The following is a 15,970-nucleotide window of genomic DNA, read 5'->3' as shown; positions in this document are numbered from 1 at the left end:
GTTCGCTCCCGTACCGGCTGCGCAGTTCCCGAGCCGCCGTGCGGGGTGCAGCACCACCGGCCGACCGGGGACAGAGTCCCGCTGTGCCCGCTGAACAGGACAGCGCTGGTTCCAGTGCTGACGGTCCAGGGCAGGACAGACATCCGTCCCCACAGGATCGGCTGTCCGCTATGGTCAAGACATGTGCTGCTGCGCTCCCATGACTACAACCGCTGCTTAACGGCGGTACCGCGGTCGCTGTAACCGCGGCCATTGCCTGCTCCCCCCGCGGGGCAGTGCCAGGACGTACCGCCGGGTCAGTGTCCTGCCGGCAGTCACTCGTATTCCTGTGACGCCGGGTCATCCCGCCTGATCAGGGAAGTCATGTCTCAGTCGCAGCGTTTCGATTCACAGCACCCGCATGCAGCCACCCTGTTCCTGATGGTCGGGCTCCCCGGGGCTGGAAAAACCACCCGTGCCGAGGAGCTCGCCGCAACCCACCGGGCGCTGCGGCTGACCCCAGATCACTGGATGATCCCGCTGTTCGGCGATTCGACGGCCGACGGCAAGCGCTGGGTGCTCGAAGGGCGGCTGATCTCGGTCGCCCTACAGGCGCTGCGGCTGGGGACCAGCGTCGTACTCGACTACGGGCTCTGGAGCCGCGATGAACGGTCGGCACTGCGCTGGCTGGCCCGGTCGGTCGGGGCATCGTGCCAGGTGGTCTACCTGCCCGTGGACAAGGACGTCCAGCTCGCCCGCATCGCGCACCGCCAGGAAACGGCACCGCATCAGACGTTCCCGATGGGCGAGGCCGACCTGGATGCCTGGCGGGAGCGGTTCCAGGTGCCCGACGCCGCCGAACTCGACGGCGGCGAGATTCCCACCCCACCGGCGGGGTGGCCGAGCTGGCCGGAGTGGGCGGTGGACACATGGCCGTCGTGCACCGACAGCTAATCCGGACGGCTCGCCCATCGGTCTCCAACCTTCCGGCGCTCTGCGCCGCGGACCGCTCGGTCACGGTGCGGGGCGGACTGTCCGGTCACGGTGCGGGCCGAGCTGTCCGGTCACGGTGCGGGTCGGACGAGGGGCAGGAAGATCGTGTCCACGATTTCCTCGATGCCGTCGTCCGGCATCGGCTGGAACGTCAGAAAGACGTGGTGGCGCAGGAGGTCGACCGGCAGGGACCGGATGCGTGAGGTCAGCCGTTCGGGGTCGGCTTCGCCGCGCTCGACCGCGGCGCCGAGGATCCGGTCGAGTACCGCGTCCTCGCCGCTGAGCAGGACATCGCGGAGGTAGGACAGTGACGTGCCGGTCTCCTGGTAGTAGCCGCCGAGTTGCACACCCAGCACGGTCGCGAGGTCGAGGCGGGACGCGTTCAGCTCGCGCAGCAGGGCGATCAGATCACCGCGCAGGCTTCCGGTGTCGGGTGTCGGGGACGGTTGCCTCGCGCCGATGTGCGCGATGGTCGCGTGCAGCAGGTCGTGCCGGCCGGCCCAGCGGCGGGCGATGACCGGTCGGCTGGTGCCTGCCCGGCCGGCCACGGCGTCCAGGGTGAATCCGGCATAGCCGTTGTCGCGCAGCACCTCCCACGCCGCTGTGAGCAGGGCCTCTTCCAGCGCCGCGCCGCGTCGACGCCGTCCCTGTGCCGTCTGAGCCGCCGGCTGGGCTGTCGACTGAGCTGTTGAGTGAGCTTCTTTAGGATGCACTTGCGCATCTTAACAGGGTGCCCTACGGTGAGTCTCACAAGATGCAGTTCTGCATCTTACTGGTTCGGAAAAGGGGCTGGAATGGTTACGGACAACGCCAAGGCGACCGTGCAGGGCGATGCGGATGTCTTCATGTCGACGGCCGGTCTGCCGCGGCGCTTCGGGTCGAACTTCGACTTCCAACTGGCGCTCGCCCTGGGGTCCGCGGACAACGGCGGCGCCGCCGTCGGCGAGTGCTACGCGACCGCTTCGAAGATCACGGACGGCGACCTCGCCGGGTGGTACGACGCGTGGTCGGAAACGGCGCGGCGGGTGGAGGGCATCGCGACGGAAAGCCTCGCCAAGGGGCATGAGGTCAGCGCGAGCGAGGCGTACCTGCGCGCTTCGACGTACTGGCGCGCGGCCGGCATGTTCCTGGAGCGGGCCGACGACACGAGGATTCCCACCTGGGAGAGGAACCGTCACTGCTTCCGGACGGGCATGACTCTCTCCGGGATTCCGTTCGAGACGGTGGAAGTCCCGTACGAGAACGGCGCGGTTCTCCCGGGGTACTTCGTGAAGCCGAGCGGTCCGGTGGAGCCGCGCGCCACGGCGATCATCATCGGCGGAGGCGACATGACCGCCGAGGAGCTGTACTTCTTCACCGGCGCCGCCGCCGTCCGCCGGGGCTACAACGCGTTCATCGTCGAACTCCCCGGTCAGCGCGGGGCGTACTACTCCAACCCCGAGCTGACGTTCCGGCCCGACCTCGACGTCCAGATCGGTTACGTCGTCGACCACGCCCTGAGCCGGACGGATGTCGATCCGGAACGTCTCTCGCTCACCGGATACAGCATGGGCGGCCTGTTCGTCCCCCGGGCCGTCGCCACCGAGAAGCGGATCAAGGCGGTGGTGACCAGTACTCTCACGCCGTCGTTCCGGCCCGCGATCCTCAACCTGATCGGGATCAAGGAGAACGAGTCGTACGCCGAGATCGACGATCTCGAATCGCGGGTCGACCTGTCGTCGCCGATGGCGCGGCTGCTCCTCGGGGATGTGCGGGAGCGTTTCGGCATGCTCGACCGCCCGATCAAGGACTACATCGACTACCTCGGTGAGTTCGACATCTGGGGGCTGGAGGACAGGATCACCTGCCCGCTGCTGAACATCGGCGGCGCCGGGGAGGGTTCGCTGGCGAGCGACGGCCATAGGTTCTACGAGCGGCTGTCCTGCGTGAAGGCCGAGCGCTTCATCGAGGAGTTCGAGGGCGGCGAGGCGCACTGTGCGGTGAACAACCGGGGGCTGGCCAACCAGATCGAGTTCGACTTCCTGGACGAGGTGTTCGCGAAGAGCGAGTGACCCGCAGCGGTTCGTCGTGGTCCGCAGCGATCCGCAGCGATCCGCAGCGGTCCGTCGGACAAGAGCTACTCGGCGCCGAGCCGGGCCAGCGCCCGCAGCCGGGCCGCCGACTCCGAGGCCGGGCCGACCGCGAAGATGTTGATCATCAGGTCCGGGTCGTCCGGGAAGATCAGCGTCTCGCAGTCGAAGACCAGGTCGCCCACGACCGGGTGGCGGGCGTGCTTCACGCGGTACGTGTCGTAGTGCACGTCGTACGCCGCCCACCAGGTACGGAAGTCCGCGTCCTGGACGGACAGTTCACCGACCAGCTCGGCCAGCCGGGGGTCGTGCGGGAAGCGGCCGCTGTAGCGGCGCAGGTTGGCCACCGTGTCCGCCGCCATGTCGTCCCACTCGGTGAAGCGCTCGCGCGCTGTGGGGTCGAGGAAGATGTACCGCGCGAAGTTGCGCGTACGCGCCGGCTGCGCCTCGAAGTCCGTCAGCAGCGCGTGCGCCAGGTGGTTCGAGGCGAGGACGTCCATCCGGTGGCCGATGACGAACACCGGCAGATGGTCGAGGCCGGCGAGCAGGTTGGTCAGCCCGGGCCGGATCCGCTGCGCGGCCGGCGCGCTGCGGCGGGGGCGGCCGGTGGGGCGGCGGGCCAGCCGGTAGAGGTGGGCGCGTTCGGTGTCGACCAGGCGCAGGGCGCCGGCGAGGGCGTCCAGGATCCCGTCGGAGACGTTGAGGTCGCGGCCCTGTTCCAGCCGCGCGTAGTAGTCGGTGCTGACGCCGGCGAGAAGCGCCAGCTCCTCGCGCCGCAGGCCCGGGACGCGGCGCGGACCCGGGTGCGGCCGGATGCCGGCCTGCTCCGGGGTGATCCTGGCGCGCCGGCTGCGCAGGAAGTCGCGCAGCTCCGCGTTCTGCTCCACGCCGTCGACTCTACGGCCGCCGCGACGGGTGCGGCGGCCTGAGGGTAGGTCCCTGGGACCTCGGTCCGGTGAGGCGCGGCTGAGGTGGTGTGGGGGGTACCGCGCGGTGGTTGTGTGGAGAGGGAAGCGGGGCGGATCGGGTCCGTAGCCGCGGAGTCGCCGGATCTCTCGTCCACGAACGTCCACGAACGTCCACGAACAAGGAACACCGCCATGACGCAAGTGCCCACGACACAGCTCGGCGACGGGCTGACGGTCAGCGCGATCGGTTACGGAGCGATGGGCCTCTCCGACGTCTACGGCCCGGTGGAGGAGGCCGAGTCCCTGGCCACCCTGCGGCACGCGGTCGACCGGGGCGTGACCCTGATCGACACGGCGGACGCGTACGGCGAAGGAGGCAACGAACGCCTCGTCGGGCGGCTGCTGAAGGAGCGGCCGGGCGAGGTGACCGTGGCCACCAAGTTCGGGATCGTCCTCGGCGACGAGGCGGACAACGGCCGGATGTCGACGCGCAACGACCCCGACCACGTACGCGCGGCCTGCGAGGCGAGCCTGCGGCGGCTCGGCGTCGACACCATCGACCTGTACTACCTGCACCGCCGCCAGCTCGCGGTCCCCGTCGAGGAGACCGTGGGCGCCATGGCGGAGCTGGTCCGGCAGGGCAAGGTCCGTCACCTCGGACTGTCCGAGGTGACCGCCGACGAACTGCGCCGCGCGCACGGAGTCCACCCGATCGCCGCAGTGCAGAGCGAGTGGTCGGTGTGGAGCAGGGACGTCGAGCGGGCGGTGGTGCCGGCGGCGGTCGAGCTGGGCGTGGGCTTCGTGCCGTACGCGCCGCTCGGGCGCGGCTTCCTCACCGGTACGCTCACCGACCCCGCCGTCCTGGCCGGTGACTGGCGCGCGGGTCTCGCCCGCTTCTCGGGTGCGGCTTTCGACCGCAACCAGGCCGTCGTACGGGCCATCCAGGGCATCGCGGCCGAACTGCGGGCGACCCCGGCGCAGGTGGCGCTCGCCTGGCTCCGGGTGCGGGGGCGGCAGTTCGGGCTGCCGGTCGTACCGATCCCGGGTACGCGGCGCGCGGCGCGCGTCGACGAGAACATCGGGTCCCTGGACGTCGCTCTCGACGCGGAGCGGATGGCGCTGCTCGACGAACTGGCGCTGGGTGTGGTCGGCGGGCGTTCCGACAACAGGGAGGACCCCGACTGGGTCTCCGACACCCGCGAAGACCCCGCTTGAGCCCCGTACCGAAGCCCGTACTGAAGCCCGTGACGAAGGCCGTGACGAAGGCCGTGACGAAGGCCGCATTGAAGGAGAACAGTTGTGAGTGGACGTGGACGCGGACGGCTTGACGGCACTGTGGCGCTGGTGACCGGCGCGAGCAGTGGTATCGGCGAGGCCGCCGCGCTGTCGCTGGCCGCCGAGGGCGCGGCGGTTGCCGTGGTGGCGCGCCGGAAGGACCGGCTCGACGGTGTGGTGACCCGTATCCGCGAGGAGGGCGGCAGCGCGCACGCCTTCGACGCCGACCTCGCGGCGCCGGGGGAGGCGGCCGCCGTGGTGGGCCGGGTCGTGGAGGCCCTCGGCCGGCTGGACACCGTGGTGAACAGCGCGGGCGTCATGCTGATCGGCCCCGCGATCGGTACGCCGGTCGAGGAGTGGCTGCGGACGGTCGACATCAACGTGTCCGCACTGCTCCAGGTGGCGCACGCGGCGCTGCCGCACCTGGTCGAGGCGGCGGCCGAAGGCCCGCGCGGAGTGGCCGACCTGGTGAACATCAGCTCGGTCGCGGGGCGGGTCGCGGGCCCCGGCGCGGCTGCCTACAACCTGTCGAAGTTCGGTGTGACGGGGCTGAGCGAGGCGCTGCGCCAGGAGTTCGCCGGCAAGTACGTACGCGTGAGCGTGGTCGAGCCCGGCGCGGTGGCGACGGAGCTGACGGACCACATCCAGCCGGGCGTCCGCGAGAACATCCGGGCCTGGTACGGAAGCATGGAGAACCTCACCGCCGAGGACGTCGGGGAGGCGGTCGGCTACATCGTGACCAGGCCGCGCCGGATGGCTGTCAACGAGATGGTCGTCAGGCCGACGGTCCAGGAGAGCTGAGCGAAGCGGTCCGCCCGGACGGCCCTTCCGCGAAAGGGGTGTTCTAGGGATACGGGGATACGGACCGGAATGTTCAAGCATCCGGGGGCGTGAAGCATCACATTGACTTCCACTTAGGTGTGCCTAACCTAAGTCGTGTCCCCTGACTCATTCCCCGAACGGACACGCCTGTGACCACCACCCAGCCCCACGCCGTCCCCGCCACCGGGTCCGCCACCTCGCCCGCACTCCGCCGGCTGCACGGCGCGGCGGTGGTACGGATCGCCTTCGGCGTCCTCTGGGCCGTCGACGCGATCTTCAAATGGCTCCCCGGCTTCATCCACGGCCAGACCCTCGGCGACGAACTCGGCAAGGCCGCCGACGTACAGACCCCGGTGATCCACCAGTGGCTGTCGATGTGGCACTCGATCGGTACGTCAAGTCCCGGCGCTTTCGCGGTCGGTACCGCGATCATCGAGACGCTGATCGCGCTCGGCCTGATCTTCGGGGTGTTCAGCAACGCCGTCTTCATCGGCAGCGCGATCTTCTCGTTCGGCATCTGGTCCTCGGCCGAGGGCTTCCACCTGCCGTGGAAGTCGGGCATGACCGACCTCGGCCCCTCGGTCGGCTACATCTTCGCTTCGCTGGCCCTCTACTACGCCTTCGCCGGGGCGACTTGGAGCCTGGACACCAAGCTGCGCCCGAAGCTCGGCTCGTACGGCTGGCTGAGCAGCCGCCGCGCTTCGGAGATCGGTCAGTAGCCTCCGGGGTCTTGAGATTGGTGCCGCGTCCCGTCCCGTGGTGGCCCGGCCGGTCGTGGTCCGGCCGGTCGTGGTCCGGGCCGGTCTGGTCCGGCCCACCGGCCGGAAGCTCCGGGGCCGGGCGGCGTAAACTCGCGCCCGGCCTCGTCGCACCCGCCGACGACACAGCACACCGGAGTTCTCCGTGACGGCACGCATCCCCAAGTCCCAGGTCGACACCAGCAAGCCGCACCCGGCGCGCATCTACGACTACCTCCTTGGCGGCAAGGACAACTACCCCGTCGACCGCGAAGTGGGCGAGCGGCTCTCGCAGGAGGCGCGGCGCGGGGCACAGCACAACCGGGCCTTCATGAACCGTGCGATCGCCTGGGTGGCGCGTACCGGCGTCGACCAGTTCCTCGACATCGGCACCGGAATCCCCACCGAGCCGAACCTGCACCAGATCGTCCAGCAGATCGAGCCCAAGTCCCGGATCGTCTACACGGACAACGACCCCATCGTGCTGCGCCATGCCGAGGCCCTGCTGATCAGCAGGCCCGAGGGCGCCACCGACTACATCCAGGCCGACGTTCGCGAGCCCGCCGCGATCCTCGAACACGCCCGTACCTTCCTGGACTTCAGCCGGCCGGTCGCGCTGTCGCTGGTCGCGCTCATGCACTTCGTACCCGAGGAGGAGGCGTACACCGTCGTCCGCACCCTCGTCGACGCGCTGCCGTCCGGCAGCTATCTGGTGCTGTCGCACGCCACCGAGGACTTCCTGACACCCGAGCAGGTGCGGCGAGTTGTCGGGACGTACAAGACCAGCGGAATCCCGCTGCGGAACCGGACCCGTGCCGAGGTCCTGCGGTTCTTCGAGGGACTCGACCTGGTCGACCCGGGCTTGGTGACCAGCCCGCAGTGGTTCAAGGACACACCGGCGCCGAAGGACGAGGAGAGCGTCGTGTATGCGGCGGTCGCCCGCATCCCGTAGCCGGCTGCGGAAACGCACGGACGGCGGCCCCGGGGAGTGATTCCCCGGGGCCGCCGCGCCATCGCGCCGCGTACAGCCGGGAGTTACTCCTCCAGGATGATGGCGAGGGCGGGACAGACGGCGGCGGCGTGCCGGACGTCTTCCGCGCCGGACGCGGGCGGTGTGGCGTCGAGGAGTACGGCGATGCCGTCCTCGTCCCGCTGGTCGAACACGTCAGGGGCGGCTACGACACACTGGCCGGAGGCAACGCATTTGTCCTGGTCCAGAAGTACTTTCACGGTGCTCCTTCAAGAAAGCGGCGTTCGGGTGGGGCGGCCTGGGCGGCGCGTTGTGGCGGGGGAGAGTGCTGGGTGGCGCGTACGCCGGGGGCTGGGCCCGTTCACCAGGTGACGGGCAGCTCGTACACGCCGTAGACGGCCCCGTCGTGCTTGAAGGGGAGGTCCTTGATGTCCGCCGCGAGCCGCAGGGAGGGGATCCGGCGGTACAGGGTGGAGTAGACGACCTGGAGTTCCATCCGGGCCAGCGGCTGTCCGAGGCACTGGTGGACGCCGAAGCCGAAGGCGACGTGGCGCCGGGCGTCGCGGCTGATGTCCAGGTCGTCGGGGTCGGAGAAGACGGCGGGGTCGCGGTTGGCGATGTCGTTGGCGAGGACCAGTCCTTCGCCGGCCTTGATGGTCTGCCCGGCGATCTCGATGTCCTCAAGCGCCACCCGGCGGCGCCCGCTGTGCGTGATGTTCAGGTAGCGCAGCAGCTCCTCGACCGCCGAGGAGACGAGCGCCGGGCTCTCCGTCTCGCGGAGCGCGGTCAGTTGCTCGGGGTGTTCGAGCAGGGCGAGCGTGCCGAGCGCGATCATGTTCGCGGTCGTCTCGTGCCCGGCGATCAGCAGCAGTACGCCGATCCGGGCCGCCTCGTCCCTGGGCAGCTCCCCGGCCGTGACCCGCTCGGCGAGACCGGACAGCAGGTCGTCCTCGGGGGACTCCAGCTTCTGCCCGATCAGCTTGTCCAGGTACTCGGCCAGGTGCCCGAGAGCGGCGCTGCGCGCCTCGGTCGTGGCCTCCCTGTTGATGATCGTCTTGCTGTTCTCCTGGAAGAAGTCGTGGTCCGTGTAGGGCACGCCCAGCAGTTCGCAGATGACGAGCGAGGGCACCGGCAGCGCGAACGCCTGGACCAGGTCCACCGGCTTGGGCCCGGCGAGCAGGTCGTCGATGAGGTCGTCCACGATCTTCTGCACGCGGGGGCGCATCGCCTCGACCCGCTTGATCGTGAAGGGCGCCGTCACCATGCGCCGCAGGCGGGCGTGTTCGGGGTCGTCCATCAGGATGAAGCCGATGCTGTTGCCGACGACGGGAGCCCCGCTGGGGTAGCCGGGCTTGGTGACGTCGGCGCTGACCCGGGGGTCGGCCAGCAGGGCGCGCTGCTCGGTGTAGTGGCTCACGAGCCACGGTGTGGTGCCGTCCCAGAGCTTGACCCTGGTGAGGGGCCCCTGCTCCTGCTGCTCCCGCAGGGCCGGCGGCGGGTCGAAGGGGCAGGTGGCCGCGCGGGGCATCGGGAACTCGGGTATCTCGGCGGACTGTTCTTCGGCCGGGGACAGGGTGTTGGTCATGGTGTCCTTTCGTACGCCGCGCCGCGCCTGGACCGGCTCGGTGCGGGGTGGGGGGTCAGGTGCGGGCGCTGCCGACCTGTGCGACGGGCGTGACGGAGGTGAGGGGCGTGACGGAGGTGACGGGCGTGATGGGCGCGAGCCAGAGGCCGGCGATCGCGTCGATGAGCCCGGTCGCGTACGCGGGCCAGTCGGGGCGGGCGGTGTGGGTGCCTTCGGCCAGGGCGCGTTCGCGTTCGGCGAGCATGTGCACCATCAGGTTGCGTGCCATGTCGCCGCGCTCGATCCGTACGGGCAGGGGGAGTTCGGGCAGGCAGCGGTTGAGTCCGTCGAGGGTCCGCCGGATCGGGGGACCGAAGGTCTCGTCGAGCATCAGCTCGCGCAGCACCGGGTCGGTCATCAACTGGGCGCCGAAGCGGGCGTACCAGGTGGGGCTGCCCAGTTCGGCCAGATGCTCGGTGGCGGGACACACCAGACAGGCCACCCAGTCCCGTACGGAGGTGGAGTCGCCGACCTGCGCCAGCATGTGGTCGCGCAGTGTGCCGATGGGCTCGCTGTGCCTGCGTACGATCGCCCGCAACAGGTCCGTCTTTGTGCCGAAGTGGTAGCCGACGGCGGCGTTGTTGCCCTGCCCGGCGGCCTCGCTGATCTGCCGGTTCGACACGGCGAACACCCCGTGTTCGGCGAACAGCCGCTCGGCGACCGTGAGGATCACCTCTCTGGTCCCGACGGCCCGGCCGGAGCGGGCGGACGGATGGGTCATCGGGGTCCCCTCTCGCCTGACGTACCAACGTGCCTGACGTACCGACGTATCTGACGTACCGACGTGTCTGACGTGCCTGGCGCAGATGATCAGTGAACGCCGGGTACCTACATACGTCAAGCGACTGACTTAAATCAGCCATGCGACCGCTGAACACGCTTTCTGCCCGCCTCCGGTGGCCGGACGATGACCAAGGGGCAGTATCGCGGCGAACCATCTCTCTGGGTATCCGATTGGTTCCCAACCGTCACCACCGCCTCAATAGGCTGCGATGGCCGCTCCACGTGCCGCGCCGGCGGTCCGAGGAGAGGAGCGGCGGGGGTGTGAAGCGTGAGGAAGGCCGGCGGACGGCGCGTAAAGGGTCGTACGGCGGGCGCGCCCACACGTCATTCGCGCACCTCGTCACCGGAAGTTGCCTGAGGGCGCCTCTCGTTCGGACAACGGTGCAGGCGCCGCCCTCTGCCCGCGTATCCGCCCGTACACCGACCCGCCCGTCCACCCGTACATGCAACAGGCCGCACGGGTCTCCCACGCCTGCGCGTTCTTCCTGGGCGGCCCAGGGCACCCCAGGAGTCAGAACCGAACACGGCGACACCCACGCGATGTTCACCCCCCCAAGACACCCGAATCGCGGACTACGTAAACGGCCGCTTCGGCTGACCGGCCCGCGCCGCGGTCACACCGAGCAGGCCCTCCAGTGCGGCGACCGTATCTGCCTCGTGAGTCGCGAGGACGGGAGTGATACCGAGCGCCTTGGCGGGCGGAAGGTTCACCGAGTGGTCATCAACGAATACGCATGCCTCCCCGGAAAGGCCGAGACGGTCCAACGTCAGTTGGTAGATGGCCGGGTCCGGCTTCGCCATGCCGACCACTTCGGATATGACATGCACGTCGAACAGATCCCAGATGTCGGCGTGTTCATAGGGATTGAAAGGATCCAGGCCGAAGCTGTTGGACAGCAGAGCGAGTTGGTATCCCGCTTCCTTGGCAGCACGGGCGAGCGCGGCCATCTGCCGTGCCGCGGGCACGGCGGACCAGGCCCGGCCCATCAGGTTCGCCGGATCGACATGTGCACCGAGCAGGGTGGCTGTTCCCGCATTCCACTCGGCTTGGCCGATCAGCCCGACCTCCAACGCCGAGTACAGCCGCCGCCCTTCAGGATCGCCACCAAGGGCGGCACCCCACGCGTCAGCGTGAAGTCCCTCGGATTCCGCCCACGCGCGATGCGCGGGACGCGGATCAGCGGTCAACACCCCGGCAAAGTCCAGGATGAGCCCCCGCAGAACGTGCTGACCGGCACTACAGGTGCGCTGCGGCATAGCTGCGTACCCCCCATTCCGAGTGTGCGTACCACGTCGTCGCGCTACTCGCTGGTCAGCTCAGGCTCGGCCACGTCTGCCGCCTGTCCGGTGCTGGTTGGCCAGGCTCTGTCTCGCACGCTTCCCGCGGCCTTTCGTCGGTGGTGGACGCGGTCTGCAGACACCAGTCCTGGCATGCGACGGCCCCGGCCTTTCGTCTCTGCCTTGTCCACTGCGCGACGGACGGTCCCGGTACCTACCCCAACCTCACCGTGCCTACGCGGATGGACGCACGGATCACAGGAAACGCTACGAACGATCCCCAGAGCCTCGGTGAGGCCGACGCGTCCGTGCCGGATGATGCCGAGCCGCGTGGCGGTATCCGGGAGATCAACTTCCCGTCCGCTCACGGACCGCTCACGCAAACGGCCCCGGACGATGAGTCCGAGGCCGAGTAGCGTGCCTTCCTGGGGGAGAAACCCCAGGTCAGCGGCTTAACGTGCTGTGCCCTCGGCAGGATTCGAACCTGCGACACCCGCTTTAGGAGAGCGGTGCTCTATCCCCTGAGCTACGAAGGCAGTCTTGTGCTGGTGCGGGCCGTTGGAGCCTGCGCCACGGCCCATAGTGTAGCGGGTGGTGCGTGGGGGCGGCTCAGGCGTTTCGGTGGGGGCGGGGTGGCGGTGGTGGGGGGTGGGATTCGATGAGTACCGTCAGGCCGTCCAGCGTTGAGCTCAGGCCGATCTCGAACAGTTCGTCCAGGCGCAGGTCGTAGCCCGTCGTGCCGAGGGAGCTGACCACCCTGGTGAACGTGGGGTAGTCGCCGGATTCCGTGATCGCCGCCAGGGCCGGGGTCTGGGTGTCCAGCCACTGGTCGTCCGTCAGGCCCGTGACGTCGACGGCCTGTGCTTCTCGTTCGAGCTGGGCCGCCAGGCCCTGGACGTGGCTGTAGAGCAGCACGTTCAGGTTGAGCATCGTTGTGGCGTCGAGGCCGTGGCCGTCCAGGGCGCTCAGCATCCACTCCGAGTACCTCATCAGGTTCGGGAGTACCAGCGGGCGGGTGAGGGGGCCGGTCTGTGTCAGCCACGGGTGGGCGCGGTGCAGTGACCAGAGTGAGCGGGCGCCCCACTCCAGGCGGGCCCGCCAGTGCGCCGGGGGGTCACTCGGATAGGTGATCTCGGCGGCGACGGTGTCGGCCATCAAGGACACCAGGTCGTCCTTGCCGGTCACATGGCGGTACGGGGACATCGCCGCGACGCCCAGGCGCGCCGCGACCCCGCGCATGGACAGGGCCGCCAGTCCCTCCGTGTCGGCGATCTCGATGGCCGCGTGGACGATACGTTCGCGGGTCAGTTCCTGGTCCGGGGCGGTGGGTGGGGTACGGGGCTGGGCGGCCCCGGTGGCCTGGGCCGGGCGGTGGCGTGGCGCTGCCACCACGGTGCCGACGCGGGCGCGTGCCCGTACGAGGCCCTCCTGCCGCAGGGCCGTCAGCGCCTTTGTCGCGGTGGCCGTCGCGACGTTCCATTCCTCGGCGATCCGGCGGATGGACGGGACCCGGTCGCCGGGCGCGAGTTCGCCTTCGGCGATGCGTCGGCGGATCTCGGCGACGATGCGCAGATAGGGCGGAACGTCGCGTTCGCCGACCATCCGGGGCCTCCCTCTATTTCGTAAATCTTTTCGGCTGTACTAGCACAGAGGCTATCAGCGGAAAGTGGGGAAAGAGCCTCTCTGGGCTAGTACAGGATGGCCGTAACCGCACTTGGGGGCACTGTGCGTACGGCGTATATTCACGGCGTGCGCTCCTGTGCGTACACCGTTGGAAGGGAAAGCCCATGAAGACCGTGCTCATCTCCGGCGCCAGCGTCGCCGGCCTCACACTCGCCCACTGGCTGCGCCGTCGCGGCTACGCGCCGACCGTCGTCGAGCGCGCCCCCGCGCTGCGTCCCGGCGGGCAGGCGCTCGACGTCCGGGGTGTCGCGCTCGACGTCATCGACCGGATGGGGCTCCTGGCGGAGGCGCGGGCCGTCCGTACCCGCATGGGCGGCATGACCATGCTCGACGGCGACGGCAAGGAGGTCTGGCGCTCCACGGAGATGACTCTCAGCAGCGGACGACTCGACAGCGACGACATCGAGTTGCTGCGCGACGACCTCACCGAGCTGCTGTACGGGCGGACGCGCGAGGGCGTCGAGTACCTCTTCGGTGACTCCATCGCCACGCTCGACAACGATGAGGATGAGGACGGGGAGGGTGAGGGGGGCGGGGGCGGGGCCGGCGTACGCGTGAGCTTCGAGCGCGCCCCCGCCCGTACCTTCGACCTCGTGATCGGCGCCGACGGGCTGCGCTCGAAGGTGCGGCAGCTCGCCTTCGGCGACGAGGGGTGTGACGACGGGCGGTACCTCCGTCCGCTCGGTCCCCATGTGGCCGTCTTCAGTACCGACAACTTCGTCAATCTCGACAACTGGCAGGTGTGGCTCGACGACGGCACCGCGACCTACTGCCTCTATCCGGTGCGCGACAACTCGGAGATCAGGGCCACCCTCGGTTTCAGGTCGGAGCCGCCCGCCTACGACCACCGGGACATCGAGCAGCAGAAGGCGCTCGTCGCCGGCGGCCTCGGCCATCTCGGCGGCGACACACCGCAGTTGCTGAAGGGCATGTGGGCGGCGTCCGACTTCTACTTCGACGCGGTGGCCCAGGTCCGGATGGACCACTGGTCGCGTGGCAGGTGCGCGCTGGTCGGCGACGCGGGCTACAGTCCGTCGCTGCTCTCCGGGCAGGGTACGAGTGTGGCCCTGGTGGGGGCCTACGTGCTCGCCGACGAACTCGGCAAGGTCCTGGAGGGTGCGGGAGGGGGCGTGGGTGTGGGGCACCGGGCGGCTTTCGCCCGTTACGAGGAGCGCCTGCGGCCGTTCGTCGAGCTCAACCAGGAGCTCGCCATCGAGAATTCGGGCAGTCGCGCCGCCGAGGAATCCATCGAGCGGGCCAAGAACGCGATTTCGCTGGACAGTTGAGGGTTTCCGGGCTGCGACCGGTCATCCCGGCGGCCTTCGCCATGATGGTCCATACCAAAGCCTTGACAGGGGGTTGGTTCACTTCTTTACTCAGCGAGAGGGTTGTCATATGCACGACAGTGTGACCGCCTCACCCCCCACGTAGGCAGAGGAAGGGACCATCCCGGATGGCCAGGAACAAAGCCCGTGTGAGACAGATCGGCCTGGGACTGCTCGCGATGCTGGGCCTGTTGCTCGGCCTGACCGCCGCTCCCGCCTCGGGCGCCGTCGCGGCACCGGCGGCGCCGGCGGCCGCGGCGTTCAAGGTGCTCGCCTTCTACAGCGGCACCTACGACGCCGCCCACATCGACTTCGTCAAAGAAGCGAACGAGTGGTTCCCCAAGACCGCGGCGGCCAACAACTTCTCGTACGAGGCCACCAACAACTGGGACAGGCTGTCGAACGTCTCAGACCTGAAGCAGTACCAAGTGATCCTCTTCCTGGACGACGCGCCGCACGGCGCCGCCCAGCGGAGCGGGTTCGAGCAGTACATGCGGGGCGGCGGCGGCTGGATGGGCTTCCATGTGTCCGCCTTCACCACCAACGCCGGTGAATGGCCCTGGTATTACAACGACTTCCTGGGATCCGGGAACTTCCAGACCAACACCTGGGGCCCCGAGGCCGCCACGCTGAAGGTCGAGGACCACTCCCTGCCCAACACCGCGAACCTGCCGGCGACTTTCACGTCCGCTGTCAGCGAGTGGTACAGCTGGAGCAACGACCTCAGGCAGAACCCGAACATCAAGATCCTGGCCTCGGTCGACCCGGTGAGCTTCCCGCTCGGTACGGACCCCAACCAGGACTGGACCAGCGGCTATTACCCGATCCTGTGGACCAACACCCAGTACAAGATGGTCTACAACAACTTCGGGCACAACGACATGAACTACAGCAACAACACCCGCCTGTCGTCGACGTTCGCCAGCGAGACCCAGAACCGCTACCTGATCGACAGCCTGAAGTGGCTCGGCACCGGCCAGGTCGGTGACGGTGGCGGTACGCCGCCGGGCGGCCCGATCTCCGAGACCGCGTGGTACACGCTCGCCAACAGCGCCAACGGCAAGTGCGTCGACGCCAAGGCCGCCGCCACGGCGAACGGCACCGACATCACCCAGTACGCCTGCAACGGCACCGGCGCCCAGCAGTACCAGATCCGTGCGACGGACGGCGGCTTCTCCCGCATCGGGATACGGGCGAACCCGCAGCAGGTCGTCGACGTACGGGACGTCTCGCTCGCCGACAACGCCGCGCTCCAGCTCTGGAGTTATACGGGCGGCACGAACCAGCAGTGGAAGGCGGTCGCCGAGACCTCCGGCCGCTACCACTTCACGGCCAGGCACAGCGGGAAGTGCCTGAGCGCACCCGCCAACACGACGGACGGCGCGCAGCTCGTACAGAGCGCCTGCAACGGCTCGGCCGCGCAGTCCTTCCAGCTCACCCAGCAGCCGTAGGGGCCAGTAGCCCTCCCTGCCGGTCTGATCAGCCGTATCAGCCGTATCAGCCGTAAAAGTCTCCCGGTGCGCA

The 15,970-nt window shown here is 69.1% G+C and carries 15 protein-coding genes and 1 tRNA gene; 8 read left to right on the top strand and 8 right to left on the bottom strand.

Going from position 1 to position 15,970, the window contains the following annotated elements; genetic code table 11:
• The first annotated feature begins 363 nt into the window (after nucleotides 1-363).
• Nucleotides 364-933, top strand: coding sequence for an ATP-binding protein (locus tag QR77_RS15120; RefSeq protein ID WP_052488764.1), 570 nt, complete (start codon nucleotides 364-366; stop codon nucleotides 931-933).
• Between the two features lie 110 nt (nucleotides 934-1,043).
• Here QR77_RS15120 and QR77_RS15115 read toward each other — a convergent pair whose 3' ends face one another.
• Entirely contained in the window at nucleotides 1,044-1,595 is a 552-nt protein-coding gene (locus QR77_RS15115; protein WP_040027988.1) for a TetR/AcrR family transcriptional regulator, read from the bottom strand.
• A gap of 171 nt (nucleotides 1,596-1,766) precedes the next feature.
• Here QR77_RS15115 and QR77_RS42175 point away from each other — a divergent pair, with 171 nt between their 5' ends.
• Nucleotides 1,767-3,023, top strand: coding sequence for an alpha/beta hydrolase (locus QR77_RS42175; RefSeq protein ID WP_052488763.1), 1,257 nt, complete (start codon nucleotides 1,767-1,769; stop codon nucleotides 3,021-3,023).
• A 65-nt stretch (nucleotides 3,024-3,088) separates the two neighbouring features.
• Here QR77_RS42175 and QR77_RS15105 read toward each other — a convergent pair whose 3' ends face one another.
• Complete coding sequence (locus QR77_RS15105; RefSeq protein ID WP_040022284.1) at nucleotides 3,089-3,928, bottom strand: helix-turn-helix transcriptional regulator; 840 nt, start codon at nucleotides 3,926-3,928, stop codon at nucleotides 3,089-3,091.
• A gap of 213 nt (nucleotides 3,929-4,141) precedes the next feature.
• Between QR77_RS15105 and QR77_RS15100 the strand changes: the two genes are divergently transcribed.
• The 4 genes from QR77_RS15100 (at nucleotide 4,142) to QR77_RS15085 (ending at nucleotide 7,735) form a co-directional block, all read left to right on the top strand.
• Nucleotides 4,142-5,164 (top strand): aldo/keto reductase, encoded by a 1,023-nt coding sequence (locus tag QR77_RS15100; RefSeq protein WP_040022283.1) that lies wholly within the window; start codon nucleotides 4,142-4,144, stop codon nucleotides 5,162-5,164.
• An 84-nt stretch (nucleotides 5,165-5,248) separates the two neighbouring features.
• Nucleotides 5,249-6,025, top strand: coding sequence for an SDR family NAD(P)-dependent oxidoreductase (locus QR77_RS15095; RefSeq protein ID WP_040022282.1), 777 nt, complete (start codon nucleotides 5,249-5,251; stop codon nucleotides 6,023-6,025).
• Between the two features lie 170 nt (nucleotides 6,026-6,195).
• Nucleotides 6,196-6,765, top strand: a complete 570-nt coding sequence (locus tag QR77_RS15090; protein WP_040022280.1) for a hypothetical protein — start codon at nucleotides 6,196-6,198, stop codon at nucleotides 6,763-6,765.
• A gap of 184 nt (nucleotides 6,766-6,949) precedes the next feature.
• Nucleotides 6,950-7,735, top strand: coding sequence for an SAM-dependent methyltransferase (locus QR77_RS15085; RefSeq protein WP_040022278.1), 786 nt, complete (start codon nucleotides 6,950-6,952; stop codon nucleotides 7,733-7,735).
• Between the two features lie 83 nt (nucleotides 7,736-7,818).
• On the opposite strand, the gene QR77_RS15080 is transcribed toward QR77_RS15085, so the two are convergent.
• From QR77_RS15080 to QR77_RS15055, 6 genes are all read right to left on the bottom strand, one after another.
• Nucleotides 7,819-8,013, bottom strand: coding sequence for a ferredoxin (locus QR77_RS15080; protein WP_040022276.1), 195 nt, complete (start codon nucleotides 8,011-8,013; stop codon nucleotides 7,819-7,821).
• Between the two features lie 101 nt (nucleotides 8,014-8,114).
• The gene (locus tag QR77_RS15075) at nucleotides 8,115-9,338 is read right to left on the bottom strand and encodes a cytochrome P450 (protein WP_040022274.1); all 1,224 of its coding nucleotides are present in this window, start codon (nucleotides 9,336-9,338) and stop codon (nucleotides 8,115-8,117) included.
• 55 nt (nucleotides 9,339-9,393) lie between these two features.
• On the bottom strand, nucleotides 9,394-10,098 hold the full coding sequence (locus QR77_RS15070) for a TetR/AcrR family transcriptional regulator (protein WP_052488762.1): 705 nt from the start codon (nucleotides 10,096-10,098) through the stop codon (nucleotides 9,394-9,396).
• A gap of 635 nt (nucleotides 10,099-10,733) precedes the next feature.
• Entirely contained in the window at nucleotides 10,734-11,417 is a 684-nt protein-coding gene (locus tag QR77_RS15065) for an HAD-IA family hydrolase (protein WP_040022272.1), read from the bottom strand.
• 484 nt (nucleotides 11,418-11,901) lie between these two features.
• Nucleotides 11,902-11,974, bottom strand: a tRNA-Arg gene (locus QR77_RS15060).
• 73 nt (nucleotides 11,975-12,047) lie between these two features.
• On the bottom strand, nucleotides 12,048-13,040 hold the full coding sequence (locus QR77_RS15055) for a GntR family transcriptional regulator (protein ID WP_040022270.1): 993 nt from the start codon (nucleotides 13,038-13,040) through the stop codon (nucleotides 12,048-12,050).
• Nucleotides 13,041-13,225: 185 nt separating this feature from the next.
• Here QR77_RS15055 and QR77_RS15050 point away from each other — a divergent pair, with 185 nt between their 5' ends.
• Nucleotides 13,226-14,407 (top strand): FAD-dependent monooxygenase, encoded by a 1,182-nt coding sequence (locus QR77_RS15050; RefSeq protein ID WP_040022269.1) that lies wholly within the window; start codon nucleotides 13,226-13,228, stop codon nucleotides 14,405-14,407.
• A 167-nt stretch (nucleotides 14,408-14,574) separates the two neighbouring features.
• Nucleotides 14,575-15,897 (top strand): ThuA domain-containing protein, encoded by a 1,323-nt coding sequence (locus QR77_RS15045; protein WP_040022267.1) that lies wholly within the window; start codon nucleotides 14,575-14,577, stop codon nucleotides 15,895-15,897.
• Nucleotides 15,898-15,970: the final 73 nt, after the last annotated feature.

Origin of the sequence: Streptomyces sp. 150FB (assembly GCF_000818195.1) — a bacterium.
Taxonomy (GTDB): domain Bacteria; phylum Actinomycetota; class Actinomycetes; order Streptomycetales; family Streptomycetaceae; genus Streptomyces.
The sequence above is the reverse complement of the archived record's forward strand: the minus strand, read 5'-3'. Positions and strand labels throughout refer to the sequence as shown.

Coding starts and splice junctions, on each gene's coding strand:
- QR77_RS15120 (WP_052488764.1), top strand. CDS start 364: ATGTCTCAGTCGCAGCGTTTCGATTCACAGCACCCGCATGCAGCCACC.
- QR77_RS42175 (WP_052488763.1), top strand. CDS start 1,767: ATGGTTACGGACAACGCCAAGGCGACCGTGCAGGGCGATGCGGATGTC.
- QR77_RS15100 (WP_040022283.1), top strand. CDS start 4,142: ATGACGCAAGTGCCCACGACACAGCTCGGCGACGGGCTGACGGTCAGC.
- QR77_RS15075 (WP_040022274.1), bottom strand. CDS start 9,338: ATGACCAACACCCTGTCCCCGGCCGAAGAACAGTCCGCCGAGATACCC.
- QR77_RS15070 (WP_052488762.1), bottom strand. CDS start 10,098: ATGACCCATCCGTCCGCCCGCTCCGGCCGGGCCGTCGGGACCAGAGAG.
- QR77_RS15065 (WP_040022272.1), bottom strand. CDS start 11,417: ATGCCGCAGCGCACCTGTAGTGCCGGTCAGCACGTTCTGCGGGGGCTC.
- QR77_RS15055 (WP_040022270.1), bottom strand. CDS start 13,040: ATGGTCGGCGAACGCGACGTTCCGCCCTATCTGCGCATCGTCGCCGAG.
- QR77_RS15050 (WP_040022269.1), top strand. CDS start 13,226: ATGAAGACCGTGCTCATCTCCGGCGCCAGCGTCGCCGGCCTCACACTC.
- QR77_RS15045 (WP_040022267.1), top strand. CDS start 14,575: ATGGCCAGGAACAAAGCCCGTGTGAGACAGATCGGCCTGGGACTGCTC.